The sequence below is a fragment of the Peribacillus sp. SIMBA_075 genome, assembly GCF_046534585.1.
Map to the genome: position 1 here is coordinate 1 of NZ_JAWRYN010001733.1, position 230 is coordinate 230.

1 protein-coding gene is annotated in these 230 nt (G+C 42.2%); it reads left to right on the top strand.

What is annotated here, in order from left to right; all coding sequences use genetic code 11:
* On the top strand, window positions 1–230 hold a 230-nt coding region (locus SB775_RS34370), incomplete at both ends, for a hypothetical protein (protein ID WP_410865764.1).

Consider the following 230-nt stretch of genomic DNA (forward strand, 5'->3'; position numbering starts at 1 on the left):
CATTCACCCCTAGTTTAAGCGAGATTGACGAAGACGGAGCTATAGAACTTACGTTTAGAAATGGCAGCACTCAAGTAGCTAATAAGATAACGTATCTCAAAGCTAACTTAAAGGAAGGTGTATGGACTCAACTGTCTATCCAATTAGACGCTCCTACAAGTGCAGCTAACTCAGTTAACGTACGTATGTATGTCCGGAAAAACGGTAACGTATGGTTCTCTCAGCCGATG